At 51.9% G+C, this 13,189-nt stretch carries 14 protein-coding genes; all 14 read right to left on the bottom strand.

The window, feature by feature from the left end; genetic code table 11:
* The coding region (locus tag J7L64_09660; protein ID MCD6452608.1) for a hypothetical protein at positions 1–695 on the bottom strand (695 nt) is incomplete at its 3' end.
* Position 696: 1 nt separating this feature from the next.
* Positions 697–1,689, bottom strand: coding sequence for a D-2-hydroxyacid dehydrogenase (locus J7L64_09655; GenBank protein ID MCD6452607.1), 993 nt, complete (start codon positions 1,687–1,689; stop codon positions 697–699).
* Positions 1,690–2,247: a hypothetical protein gene (locus J7L64_09650; protein ID MCD6452606.1), complete on the bottom strand. Its 558-nt coding sequence runs from the start codon at positions 2,245–2,247 to the stop codon at positions 1,690–1,692.
* A gap of 11 nt (positions 2,248–2,258) precedes the next feature.
* Positions 2,259–2,687, bottom strand: coding sequence for a hypothetical protein (locus J7L64_09645; protein MCD6452605.1), 429 nt, complete (start codon positions 2,685–2,687; stop codon positions 2,259–2,261).
* 15 nt (positions 2,688–2,702) lie between these two features.
* Positions 2,703–4,247, bottom strand: a complete 1,545-nt coding sequence (metG, locus tag J7L64_09640) for a methionine--tRNA ligase (GenBank protein ID MCD6452604.1) — start codon at positions 4,245–4,247, stop codon at positions 2,703–2,705.
* 168 nt (positions 4,248–4,415) lie between these two features.
* Positions 4,416–5,534 carry an N-acetyl-alpha-D-glucosaminyl L-malate synthase BshA gene (bshA, locus tag J7L64_09635; protein ID MCD6452603.1) on the bottom strand — a complete coding sequence of 373 codons (1,119 nt, stop codon included), beginning with the start codon at positions 5,532–5,534 and terminating at the stop codon, positions 4,416–4,418.
* 8 nt (positions 5,535–5,542) lie between these two features.
* Complete coding sequence (bshB1, locus tag J7L64_09630) at positions 5,543–6,271, bottom strand: bacillithiol biosynthesis deacetylase BshB1 (GenBank protein MCD6452602.1); 729 nt, start codon at positions 6,269–6,271, stop codon at positions 5,543–5,545.
* A 4-nt stretch (positions 6,272–6,275) separates the two neighbouring features.
* The gene (gene bshC / locus J7L64_09625) at positions 6,276–7,904 is read right to left on the bottom strand and encodes a bacillithiol biosynthesis cysteine-adding enzyme BshC (protein ID MCD6452601.1); all 1,629 of its coding nucleotides are present in this window, start codon (positions 7,902–7,904) and stop codon (positions 6,276–6,278) included.
* A 1-nt stretch (position 7,905) separates the two neighbouring features.
* Complete coding sequence (locus J7L64_09620; GenBank protein ID MCD6452600.1) at positions 7,906–9,189, bottom strand: glycine--tRNA ligase; 1,284 nt, start codon at positions 9,187–9,189, stop codon at positions 7,906–7,908.
* A gap of 65 nt (positions 9,190–9,254) precedes the next feature.
* Positions 9,255–10,493, bottom strand: coding sequence for a DegT/DnrJ/EryC1/StrS family aminotransferase (locus J7L64_09615; protein MCD6452599.1), 1,239 nt, complete (start codon positions 10,491–10,493; stop codon positions 9,255–9,257).
* A gap of 18 nt (positions 10,494–10,511) precedes the next feature.
* Positions 10,512–11,261 carry a protein-L-isoaspartate(D-aspartate) O-methyltransferase gene (locus J7L64_09610; GenBank protein ID MCD6452598.1) on the bottom strand — a complete coding sequence of 250 codons (750 nt, stop codon included), beginning with the start codon at positions 11,259–11,261 and terminating at the stop codon, positions 10,512–10,514.
* Between the two features lie 58 nt (positions 11,262–11,319).
* A complete protein-coding gene (locus J7L64_09605; protein ID MCD6452597.1) occupies positions 11,320–12,201 on the bottom strand; it encodes a dihydrodipicolinate synthase family protein in 882 nt (293 codons plus the stop codon).
* A 105-nt stretch (positions 12,202–12,306) separates the two neighbouring features.
* Positions 12,307–12,765 carry a hypothetical protein gene (locus J7L64_09600; protein ID MCD6452596.1) on the bottom strand — a complete coding sequence of 153 codons (459 nt, stop codon included), beginning with the start codon at positions 12,763–12,765 and terminating at the stop codon, positions 12,307–12,309.
* Between the two features lie 62 nt (positions 12,766–12,827).
* A partial coding sequence (locus tag J7L64_09595) for a PQQ-like beta-propeller repeat protein (protein MCD6452595.1) occupies positions 12,828–13,189 on the bottom strand: 362 nt, incomplete at its 5' end.

Raw genomic sequence — 13,189 nt, 5'->3', positions numbered from 1 at the left:
CCGTAATTGTGGGGCACTGCTGTCTCTCCTCCCACCGAGAAGATGGTATCGATCTCTTCTAAAAGCCCCTCCTCAGCGAGCCTCATCCTGATGAAGGATTTCATCCTCCCCACGGTCATCCGCTTCCCGTCCTCGGTGTAGAGGATGTTCTCTTTCACCTCGAGGCTTTTAAGGAGCTCTACCACCGAGGAGAAAATCCCCTCCGCTTTTTTCCCTACCTCCCTTATTCTTTCTATCTCCTCTTCGTCTTTTGTCTCCCGCGCTCGGGCTATTACATTTTTTGAGGGGCCACTGACCAGCTCTATCTGGGGAAACTCCTTCCCCAAGGCGTTGAGGATGGGGTAATATTGCTCTATCGCCACCTTCCCTGCAAAATAGACCCTCCCTTTTACTTTGAGGGAACGGATGGCTTCAAATAGAAGCGCCTCCTCCCCTTCCCTTTTTTCCTCTGAGCGAAGGGCAGGATAAAACTGGGAGAGGGGAATAAGCTCTGCTTCCACTTTTCGTGCCTCATCCCGTTCCATCGGGTTGTAGATGAGGACTGGTTTTTCTCCCCTTCTTTTTACCAGGATGGCGAAGGATAGCTTGGCTCCCTTAAGGAGATAGGCTAAATTTGGCGAGTGTGAGGGCTCGCCGAGGAGGATGAGGTGGTCTATCCCCTCTTCTTTCATTAACCTATCTATATCCCTCCTCATCTCAATACCCCAGCTTCTTATCAACGATGTTTAGAAGCGGTTCGCCCTTGACGAAACGGCGGAAATTCTCCGAAAAGAGGGTTACTACCCGTTCCCAGTAGTTAGAGCTTATCCCGGAGATGTGAGGGGTGATAAGGACATTCTTCAGGGTGAATAGGGGGCTTTCCTTGGGAAGTGGCTCTTCAGGAAAGACATCGAGAGCAGCACCAGCTATTCTCCCATTAGAGAGGGCTTTCACCAGAGCGTCGTGATCCACTATCTTTCCTCGGGCGACATTTATCAGATAAGCAGTCTTCTTCATCTTGTTTAACTCTTCCTCGCCGATCAACCCTCTGGTCTCCGGGGTAAGGGGTAGGGTGAGAACGACGAAGTCGGATTCGCTTAATAGAGTGGGAAGCTTTTCTTTAGGAAGTAGGGTTGTTCCTTCTTCTGAAGTCTCTTCGGTAAGATGCCTTTTTATGGCGATCACCTTCATCCCCAAGCACTTTCCCTTTTCTGCCACCTTTTTCCCAATACTTCCGTAGCCTACTACCCCGAGTGTCTTCCCTCTGAGTTCGAAGAGCCCTCCTTCCGATACTATCTCGATCTGTGCCCATTTCCTCTCCAGTTGAAAGCGATGGGCAAGATTAAAGGAGCGAGAGAAGAAGATCATCGCTCCAATGACATACTCCGCGATGGGTTCGGAAAATACCCCCCTCGAATTGGTGAAGATTATCTCCGAGTTTACCAGCTCAGGAATGAGATGTCTCCTGATGCCAGCAGCCGAGGCGTGGATCCAGCGGAGTTTTTTCGCCCGGCGGAGGACCTCCCCGGGAAGAGCCCAGCCGAAGTAGATATCAGCATCCTCTATCTCTCGTTCGAGCTCCTCCCTACTTTTTACCGGTATCACTTCCGCTTGAAGACAGCGTTTTCTTATCTCTTCGACCCAGTAATCGGGGATGGTCCAGGTAGGGCTTTGATGGAAGATGCCGATTACTATTTTTAGCCTCTCCATCTACCTCTTTCTTGCTATTATCTTCCTCGTTCCATCCGAGAGGATGGTCAGCCTTGCCGAGCTGAAGTCGTAGAAGAGGGTCTCTATGTCGAGGTTGCTGTATTTGGTGAAGCTGAAACCAGGAAGCGGAGGCTCAGCGGAAAGGGGAAAGGTAGCAAGGAGCAATCCCCCGAAAACGAGATGTCGCTTTAAGAACTTGAGCGTCTCCTTTGCTGCCCTGAAGGGGAGGAAGGATAGGATATCGAAACAGGCGATGGCGTGGAAATGGTCCCGAGGGAATTCCCGTTCCCCGAAGATAGCGGGAAGGTAGGTGAGGTTTTTTCCTTCAGGAGTGGAGGCGAGGTCCCTCCTTCTTTTTATCTCTTTAAGGAGGTCGAGTAGGGTGAGCTTTATCCCCAAAGAGTTGAAGAAGGAGGCGTAATTCCCCCCTTCATAGCCGACATCGAGGAGCCTTGCTGGATGATGTCTCCTTAGCTCCTTTAAAAGTTCTTCTATCAACTCGGCAGGGGGTTCTTTAAATGGAGGGTCTGCTGACCTTCCCGGAAGCAGTTGGCTCATTTAAAACCTCCTTATCTTCTCCCAAGGAGAAGCGGTATAAATAGGCTTCGTCCTTCCTCCCTTAAGAACAGGAAGTGGATGACAGCGAAGGTGAGATCGACCAACCCGAGAAGGAAGAAGGTCTTCGGGTAGTGGAGAAAGAAGTAAAAAATGAAGAAAAAGAAAGCGCCTAAGCCTCTCCCAACAATAGCGACGGCAACATTTCCCAGATATCGCTCGAGATCGCGGAAGGCGAGGTAGTAGAAGAAGGCGACCATTATGAGGAAGACGCCGCATAACCTGAGATATATCTCCTCCTTTGGCATCGCAAGGTTTATCAACGGTGCTAATCTCGCCGGGAAGAGGAGTATCGGCACCCCGAAGACGAGGTCGTAGATAGCGCCTACGAGCATCGTCATCCGAAGGATGCGAAATTCAAAAGAAAGGGATTTATCCTCCATCTTTCTCCTCTTAGCTTAAGAAAGCCGGGGAAAGAGATGTCCTCCTTTCCTAACCCGGGTATCCGCTGGTATCGTGCCCCATTCCTCAACTTCCTTTATGCTGAGTTCATCAGCCGGTTTTGCCAACCCGAGCTGGGCGAGTGCTTCGCTTGTTTTTTCCGGCATCACCGGGTAGAGGAGGATCGATATCTTCCTCAGGCTTTCCGCCAAATTATAGAGGACGGCGGTTAGTCTTTCTCTTCTTGCCTGCTGTTTAGCGAGCTCCCAAGGTTTCTCCCGGTCGATGTAGAGGTTCGCCGCCCGAAGAAGCTCCCAGATGGCTTTTATCCCCTCCTCAAGCTCGAGGGCGTCCATTCTCTTTCGATACCGCTCGATGACCTCAACCGCCTTAGCCTTCAGCTTCTCGTCGTCGTCCTTTTTCGGGGGGATGATCCTCCCCTGGTTATATTTTTCGATCATCGTGATGGTACGGGAGAGGAGATTCCCATAATCATTAGCGAGCTCCGCATTGAACCGCTCCCGGAACCGTTCTATGGAGAAATCCCCGTCCCGATCGAGCGGTATCTCCCTGATCAAGAAGTAGCGGACGGCATCCGCATGGTATTTATCAGCAAGCTCGAGGGGATCCAAGGCGGTACCCAAAGTTTTGCTCATCCGCTCCCCACTGATGGTGATGAACCCATGGGCGAAAACGCTCTTCGGGAGCTCGATCCCAGCGCTCATCAGGATGGCGGGCCAAATCACACAATGGAACCGGGTGATGTCCTTCCCGATCAGGTGGAGGTCAGCGGGCCAATAGCGCTCGAATCTCTCCTTGTCGGTGGCGTAGCCTACACCGGAGAGGTAGTTGATCAGGGCGTCGAACCAGACATAGACCACATTATTCGGATCGAAGGGTAGGGGGATGCCCCAATGGGTGCTCGACCGGGAGAGGCTTACATCCTCGAGCCCGGAATGAATGAGGCTCAATATCTCGTTCTTTCTGATCTCGGGACGGATGAAATCAGGGTTTTCCTCCTCGATGAGCTTAAGAAGAGGTTTCTCATACTTGGATAGGGAGAAGAAGTAGTTCTTCTCCGAGATCCAGACCGGTTTCTTCTGATGTAAGGGGCAGAGGCCATCGATTAAGTCCTTGTCCCGGTAGAAGGCTTCGCAGGAGACGCAGTACCATCCCTCGTAGGTTCCCTGGTAGATGTCTCCCTTCTCATACACCCGGGAGAGGACATCTCGCACTGTCTCCTCGTGTCTTTTTTCGGTTGTCCTGATGAAGTCATCGAAGGAGATATTAAGCCTCTCCCATACCCGACGGAATTCCTCCTCCATCTGGTCGCAGTATTCGAGCACATCGAGCCCGAGCTCCTTCGCCTTTGCCGCCACATTTAGGCTATGTTCGTCATTCCCCATTAGGAAGAAGGTGTCGTCGCCCAAAAGGCGGTGGTAGCGAGCGATGACATCTGCCACGATCTTCTCGTAGGCGGTGCCCAGGTGTGGTTTTGAATTCACATAGTCTATTGCGGTGGTGATGTAGAATTTACGCCCGGTTTTTTTCTCCTGCCTCATAGGATCCCCTTTCCATTTCCTCCTGCTTTGCCCACTCGTTTCTCGTTTTATTATCTTAACCGTTGAGATTATATACTATTTTAACCTTTCCTCAAAGCACAAGGGAGGAATTGTTTTATGGTTTGAAATATGTTTTTTAAGGTTTCGGCTATTATCGTTTAACTTGGTTCAATACTGGGATACCTTACGATAGAGGGCTTCATATTTATCTACTGTTTGTTCAGGGGAGAAAAGTTCTTTGGCGCGGGTTCTGGCGGTTTCGCCTAATTTCCTTTTGAGTTCTTGATCCCCTAAGATAACCAGTGCCTTTTCCGCCATTTCAGAGATCGCTCCCTTCGGGGCTAAAAAGCCTGTTTCACCATCGATAACCACCTCGGGGATGCCTCCCACCTTCGAGGCGATAACCGGAACCTCACAGCTCATAGCTTCGAGGGCGGAAAGGCCAAAGCTTTCCAGCTCGCTCGGAAGGAGAAAGAGATCCGCCACCCCGAGCACCTCCTCCACCGCCACCTTCTCCCCGAGGAAACTGGCATAGGGGGAAAGACCGTATTCCTTCAACATCTCCTCTACCTTTATCCTTTCCGGTCCGTCGCCCACCATAAGGAGGCGGGCTTTTCTCTTTTCTCTTATCAGCCGGAATATCTTAACCACATCGAGCACCCTCTTTACCGGGCGGAAGTTTGAGATGTGGACGATTATCGCCTCATCGTCCTCGGCAAAGCGCCGACGATGTTTTATGCCCTTTATCCTTTTGAATCTTTCACTGTCCACGAAGTTGTAGATCACCTCCACCCGGTCCTTTATATTGAAGGTCTTCTCCGATACCTCCTTCAAATAGTGGGAAACAGCGGTGATAGCATCGCTTTCCCCGAGGGCATAGGTCACGATGGGGAGGAAGGACGGTTCCTTCCCGATCAGGGTGGTATCGGTTCCGTGGAGGGTGGTTATCACCTTTAGCGATTTGCAGGGGAGCATCTTCCGGGCGAGGATGGCGCTTACCGCATGGGGAACCGCATAATGGGCGTGGATGATATCCAGACGGAAACGGCAGGCTACCTCTCCTATCTTCGAGGCTAAGGCAAGAGCATAAGGGGGACACTCGAAAAGGGGATAGCGAGGAACATCCACCTGATGGAAGAGAACCGGATCTTCCTTCTTCAGCCTTCCCGGAACCGCGTAGCTTATCAGGTGGACCTCGTGGCTTCTTTTCCCTAAGGCGCGAGCAAGTTCGGTAGCCACTACTCCACTTCCCCCAAAGGTGGGATAGCAGGTTATTCCTATCCGCATTGGCTTCCTCAGCAAAGCCCCTCCTTGGGAGGGAAGTTGCATCTGCCCCCGGACTTCACCTTGCTGAAGAAAGCGATCGGGTCCTCTACCTCGAGCGCCTCGCGGACGAAAAACGGCTCACCGTAGCTCGTGCCGATCAGGGAGCCATAATAGCGGTCTCTGGTCTCGATACCGCTCAAGGGGAAAAGGGGTTTCTCCCCTCCGAATTGGGAGCTGTGAGCACGGATCGCCTCCATCTTCCTCTCGAATTCCTCGCTTATATCGACGATGAAACTGGGGATGAACTGGTAATGGGTCATATAGTAGATCAGCCGGCGGGGACGGTGGGGTTCGGCTTCGGTTTTTATCTTTATCAACCCTGCCTGAAAGGCGGATTCGGTTATAAGCAGGCTCGCCCTGATGTGGTCGAAGTGGCGTCCCCTGTAATAGGGAAGGAGGATAAACTCCGGGCGAAGCCTCCTTATCACCTCGATCACCTTCATTCTTGTTTCTTGGTTCAGCTCGATCCCTCCATCGGGAAGCCCTAAGTTCTCCCGATGAACGAGGCCAAGGATCCTTTTCGCCTCTTCCGCTTCCTTTAATCGCTCTCTCCTCGTCCCTTTGGTTCCAAGCTCGCCCGCGGTCAGATCAAGGGCTCCGATCGTATATCCTTTTTTCGCTAATTTGATGATGGTCCCTCCGCAGGCGAGCTCGATGTCATCGGGATGAGCGCCTACCACAAGAAGATCGAGTTTCATCTCTCTATCTCTCCACTCTTATCACTTTATGGTCCCGAGGAGGAAGTTCGATCTCCTGATAGACCTTATCCATCACCTTCTCTCCATAGTCGGCTAAGAGGTACACCCAGCCGAGCATCCTCTCCTGGGGTTTCTTATCAGGAGCGAGGATGTTTTTGAGCCGTTCCAGCCTCCTTCTAAGCTCCTCCTTCCTCCTTAAATTCGCCTTCCCTATCTTCAATTTTAACCTCTCGAGCTGGTAGATGATCTTTCCTAAAGCGGAATCCACCTTCTTCCCTATGTTTGGGTCGAGCTCAGTGAGCTTTTCTTTTATCCTCTCCTTGGTGGCGAGGGTTTCCTCCTCCAATTGGGAGATCTCCTCCTCCGCCTCGGTATCCACCAACGAGCGCTTGAAGCGATCGAGGGTCTCGTTTGGAGAAGAGACGAGCTCGGGGATGGCAAGCGAGAGCTGATGGGCGAGGCGGAGGGTTATATCGTCCACTACGGTGAAGCTCGCCCTGGGGTATATCACCGGCATCGGGATGTTGAAGAAGGTATAGAGGGGACGAAGCTCAGCGAAATAGGCGATCTCCGCTGGTCCTGCCACATAGGCGATGGTGGGGAGGATGAAATCCTGAAAGAGCGGTCTTAGGAGCACATCGGGTGAGAAGCGCTCTGGTTCCTCCTTGAGGAGGGAAATAAGATGAGAGGATGAAACCTTCTCCCCCTCCTTCCCGATGATGAACCCATCCTCAGCGAGATATATCCTTACCCGTTCCCCTGCCTCGCTCAAGAGAAATAGGTTAAGCCTTCCTCTATTTCCGGGAACCTGAATGTGATATCCCCTTTCGCTTAGTCCCTTTAGATGGGAAGAGAAGAGCTCTTCTCTTTCTTTTGCCTTAAGGATTTCCTGCTCGAAGAGGGGGATTGCTATCTCCTTTAGTTTTTTTGAGTTTGGCTCAAGAATGGCGATCCCGTAAGGGGAAAGGAGCTTAGCGAGGAGCCTGGCAAAGGAAGAGGAAAAGGTAGCCTCTTCGGTATAGGAGGAGTAGAGCGCTTCCTCGAGGGAAGGGGGAATACCCGGTGCAGGGAGCTCCGCTTTGAAGGTGGCAAGGAGCTTTTCCACCTCCTTCCCTAACCGGATTGATGAAACCGGTCTCCGTCCCTCTTCTATCCTTGGGAGGGAGAGTTCGATCAGCCTATAGTCCCGATTGAGGAAGATGAACCGGTTTACCTCGGCGATATCGTGGTCCTCCGAAGCCAGGAAGAAGATGGGGATTACCGGTATCTTGAGTTCCTCCTCGAGGAAGTGAGCGAGTTTCGCTGCGGTAAGTGCCTTGAACAGGGTATAGGCGGGTCCGCCAAAAAGACCTACCTGTTGACCGGTGATGACAGCTACCCCCCCAACCTTTCCCGCTTTTTCGAGCTTTTCCACCACCTCTTTTGACGAGCCAACCTCCCTGTTTCCCTCCGCAAGCAGGAGGAAGGCATCCCTTCCTTTATCCCTTCGGAGTTCCTCCGCCAGTTTATAAAAGGAGTTTTTATCCTGATAATTATGGGAGAAAAATCCTTCTACCTTCTCGAACTGGTAGAGATAATGAGCAAAGATGAGGGAGGTCTCCTCAAACCTCCTCCAGTCTATTCTCGCTATCATACTATTTCTTCAATTTCTCCCTGAGATAGGAGACGAGGGAATCAATCGCTATCCTATCTTGAAGCATCGTATCCCTATCCCTCACCGTGACCTGGTTGTCCTCAAGGGATTGGAAGTCGAAGGTGATGCAGTAGGGGGTACCGATCTCATCCTGACGGCGGTAGAGTTTTCCGATTGCTCCCTTCTCGTCGTAGAAGACGGTAAAGTGTTTTTTAAGCTCCGAAGCCAACCCCTTTGCTGGCTCCGATAGCTTCCGCACCAGGGGGAAAACCGCTACCTCCACCGGCGCTACCCTTGGGCTCAATCCGAGAACCCTCCGCTCCTCGCCGTTTGGAAGGATCTCAATCCGAAAGGCATCGACGAGCACGGTGAGGAGGGTACGATCCACCCCGGCTGATGCCTCGATCACCTTGGGGATGAACTTCTCCTTGGTTGCTTCATCGAAGTAGCTCAGATCTTTCTTCGAATATTTGATATGTTGCGAAAGATCGAAATCCCCTCTGTCCGCTATTCCCTCGAGCTCCTGCCAGCCGAAGGGGAAGAGGTATTCAACATCGGTGCAGGAGATGGCGTAATGGGCGAGCTCCTCTCTCTCGTGGGACCTTAACCTCAGGTTTTCTTTTTTTATTCCCAGCTCGAGATACCACCGAAACCGCTCCTCAACCCAGTAGCTGAACCAGTCCTTCTCGTCTTTGGGGTTGACAAAATACTCGAGCTCCATCTGCTCAAATTCCCGGGAGCGGAAGATGAAGTTCCTCGGGGTGACCTCGTTGCGGAAGCTCTTACCTATCTGGGCAATACCGAAAGGGATCTTCATCCGGGAGGTGCTTACGATGTTCTTGAAGTTGATGAATATCCCCTGGGCGGTCTCTGGTCTGAGGTAAGCGATGCTCTGGGAGGATGCCTCTGCCCCGACATAGGTTTTGAACATAAGATCGAACTGCCGCGGTACCCCTAATTCCCCTCCACACTCGGGGCAGGTATCCCCCTCCACCTTGTCAGCGCGGAAACGCTTTTTGCAGGAGTCGCATTCCCGCATCAGATCAAAGAATTGGTCGGTGTGCCCCGAAGCCTTCCATACATCGGGATGCATAATTATGGCGCTATCTATACCCACTACATCCTCTCTCTTTCGCACCATCTCATCCCACCAGAAGTCGATTATCCTTCGCTTGAGCTCCACTCCCACTGGACCGTAGTCCCAAAAACCGTTCAATCCTCCGTAGATTTCGCTTCCCTGGAAGATGATCCCCCGCCTCTTGGCAAGAGCGGTGAGCTCGCTCATCTTCTCTTCTGGGGTGATTTCCTTTATCCTTATTTCTTCCCTCTCCTTCATCTTCCTCACCTCGACTAAAGTTCATCTCGATATCTTCTGATCTTTTCGATGGCGGTGGCGATGTCTTCGATATCCCTTTTTGTACCCAAGAGAAGGCGTTGATGGAGCCATACCGCTTCCTCGGCGCAGGCTTTCTCAGCTTCGGGGAGAAAGAGCGATGAGTAATCCACCTTCCCTCTATAATGAGGACAGGTGAAGGGACAACCACGGGGATGGAAGTTGCCCTTTAAGAATAATGGCTGGCGATAGAGAGGGATGAGATACCCCCCTGATGCCGGTATCCCCTCGGCATTAAGTGCCTCGAGGAACCTTTCTTTCTTCCGGTTGTTGAAATATTCCCTTTTATACTTGAATATAAAAAGGTGATAAGAGCAAGCGGTAACCTCAATTCCCATCTTTAAGGGTTCCACCCCCTCGATCTCGTCGAGTAAGCTTTTGAGATAGTGGGCGTTCTCCTCCCGCCGTTTCTGCTCCTTGGGATAATTCTTGAGCTGGATCGAAAGAAGCGCCCCTTGAAATTCGGTAAGCCTGAAATTCCCCCCAAGGAGGTGATGTTCATACCACCTGCCATCGGGGAAGCGTCCGTTGTTCCTGAGCGCCCGCGCCCTTTCGGCAAGCGATCGGCTGTTGGTAACGACTATTCCCCCTTCACCCGCAGTGATATTTTTGGATGATTGGAAGCTGAAACAGCCGATATCCCCGATCGCACCAACCTTTTTCCCCTTATATTCCGAACCCCAGGCTTGACAGGCGTCCTCGATCACCTTGATATCCTTCTTCCTGGCGATAGAGAGTATCCTCTCCATATCAGCGGGTACCCCCCCGAAATGGACCGGGATCACCCCTTTTGTCCTTTCGGTTATCCCCTCCTCGAAAGCCTTCAGGCTGATGTTGTAGGTGGCGGGGTCGATATCGACGAAGATGGGGATGGCGTTCACCGAAAGGACCGCGGTGGCGGTGGCAATGAAGGTATAAGCGGGGATGATCACCTCATCGCCAGGACCTATTCCTACGCTCTGAAGGGCGACCCTCAACGCCCCTTCACCACTCGAGACCGCAATGGCGTAATTCGCTCCTTGAAAACGGGCAAACTCCTGCTCGAATCTTACCACCTCGTCCCCATAAGGGGTGCTCCACTTTCTGCTTTTCAGAACACGGATGAGCGCCTCTGCCTCTTCATCCGTTACTGGGGGCCAAAGGGGAAAGGGCTCGGTTCTTACCGGCTTTCCTCCGTTTATCGCTAAATTCGCCATCTTTTGCTGATAGTATATTTAATCCTCTGGTTCCTTCTTCTCTGCCTCACCAACCATAGGTACAAATCTTACCGGAATGATATGTTCCTTGATCACCCCCTTTTCTGTTTTCACGATGAGGATGAGCTCTTGAAAGTACTTGCCTACCGGGATTATCATCCTCCCCCCCGCTTTAAGCTGGTCGATGAGCGGTGGCGGGATGTGGGTGGGAGCAGCGGTGACGATGATCGCATCGAAGGGAGCGTATTCCTTCCACCCCCGGTAGCCATCGCCGATCTTTATCTTGACATTTTCATAGCCGAGCTCTTTAAGACGCCTCCTCGCCTTTAGGGCTAAGCTTTCCAGTATTTCGATGGAATATACCTCTTTCGCTATCTCCGCCAATACCGCGGTTTGATAACCGCTTCCGGTACCGATCTCGAGCACCCGCTCATTCCCCGTAAGGTGCAGGGCTTCGGTCATCAAGGCAACGATGTAGGGTTGAGAGATGGTTTGACCCTCGCCGATGGGAAGGGGTTGATCGGAATAGGCGTAGGGAAGCTCTTCCGGGGGGACGAATTTGTGTCGTGGTACCTTGAGCATAGCAGAGATCACCTTGGGGTCCTTTACTCCCCGGGCTATTATCTGCTGTTCCACCATCTTTTTCCGCAAGGTTTCCATTCGCGCCTCTTTCCGCTCGTCGTTCTCCTTATCCCCTGACGGAGGGGGGGTGCAGGAAAGGAGGAAAACCGCTACCAAAGAAAAAAGAAGGAGGAGGGTTAATGTCATTGTCCTTCTTTCCCTCCTGTTCATCGAGTTTGCTTCTCCTTAAAATGTTTGTCTCAAATCACAAAATACCGAGATCGCTTAAGGCTTTCCTTATCTCGGTAGTTGCCTCCTCAGGTGGAGGAAGAAGGGGAAGCCGGGGTTCTCCTCCATAATAGCCGAGGAGGTCGAGCGCCCTTTTGAGACCGCCGATGCCGTATTTGGTGGTGGTGAGCTTCACCAATGGGGCGATCCGCTGTTGCAATACCCTTGCTGCTTTATGCTCCCCTTTCTCAAACAGGCTGAATATCTTAACGCAATCGTCAGGTGCTACATTGGCAACCGCGAGGATCCCTCCCACCGCCCCAGAACAGAGGGCAGGGTAGAAAGAGAGGGCATTCCCCGTGAGTATTTGGAAGTCGGGGCTGGTCAATCGGGCCATCTCTATCAGCTTGGGGATATTACCTGAGCTGTCCTTGATCCCAATGATACGCGGGTGCTTCGATAGCTTTGCTACCACCTCCGGGGGGATATCCACCCCGGTGCATTGAGGGTAGGTGTAGAGGATGATCGGTATCTCCACCTCATCGGCGATGGTCAGATAGTGTTTTATCAACGCCTCCCCATTCATCATACTTTTGTAGTAATAAGGGGTGACGAGGAGTACACCTTCAGCTCCTAAATCCGCTACCTGCTTTATCATCTCGATGGTGGCTTTTGTTGAGAGTTCGCCCGCCCCTACGATCATCGTTTTGTCTTTTGGTATCGCCTTGCGCGCTGTTCTCACCACCGAGAGCTTCTCCTCAAGGGTGAGGTGGACATTCTCTCCGGTGGAGCCAAGGACGACATAACCGGAGATCGGCGTTTTGTTCCATCTCTCCAAGTTCTCCGTTAACCTGCCAAGAGCCACCTCCCCTTCCTCGAAGGGCGTTGGTATCGGTGGGAAAACCCCTTTTAATATCATAAGCTCCACTCCCTCATCTCTAAAAGCTTGATACCCCCTTAATGAAACACCTTAAGAATTATATCATATTTTCTTTGCTGGCAAAAAGTTAATAGTAGGAAGGGGCTAAGAGGAAAGAACTCCCTCAACTATTCGCGCCAAGGGGAGCATTATCAAACCTACCACCGTTCCAATTAAAAGCCCGGTTAAGCCCCCCAAGATGAAGGCGCCGGCGATCAGCTTCTTCTCCCCCATAATCCACATTGCCTGGTAGTAGATGGTAAAACCGGTTATCGCCAATCCGATGAACAAACCCGCGGTTGCTCCGATCTTCGCTCCGATTAGATATGACCAGCCCACCCCATAGGGCTTTGCCTGTTTCAGTCCTGAATAAAGAGCGAAGGGGGAGATGAAGGCTATGGCGAGGGTGGCGATCAGCTGAACCTCCGGGGAGTAAAACCTTTCCCCGAAGGAGGAGGCTGAGGTCAATTTAAAGCCTATCCCCCCTGTGGCAAGGCTTATCCCTAAGGAAAGTATTATCCTTATTAATGATCTTAGAAAGGGCTTTCTAATGAATCGCGGCACCTTTTCCCCCTTCTTCCCCAAAGGGCTAAGCTTCCAAAGAAGCCGATTGATGAAGGATGGACTCACTCTAAGGCGTAGAGGTAGTGATCATCGCTTCCGAAGTAGACGGTGCCGTCGGCGACCGCCGGGGAGGCCACATCATCCCCTGTTTCGAACCGCCATTTCAGCTTCCCTGATTTAGCATCGAGGGCGTAGAGGTAGTGATCGCTGCTTCCGAAGTAGACGGTGCCATCAGCGACCGCCGGGGAGGATTCCACATCAACCTCTGTTTCGAACCTCCATTTTAGGTTTCCATATTTAGCATCGAGGGCGTAGAGGTAGTGATCATCGCTTCCGAAGTAGACGGTGCCGTCAGCGACCGCCGGAGAGGAGACCACCTCATCCTCTGTTTTGAACCTCCATTTCAGCTTCCCTGATTTAGCAT

Source organism: Acidobacteriota bacterium, from assembly GCA_021161905.1.
GTDB lineage: Bacteria > Acidobacteriota > B3-B38 > Guanabaribacteriales > JAGGZT01 > JAGGZT01.
Note: the sequence above shows the minus strand (reverse complement) of the source record. Positions and strands in the feature narration are given on the sequence as shown.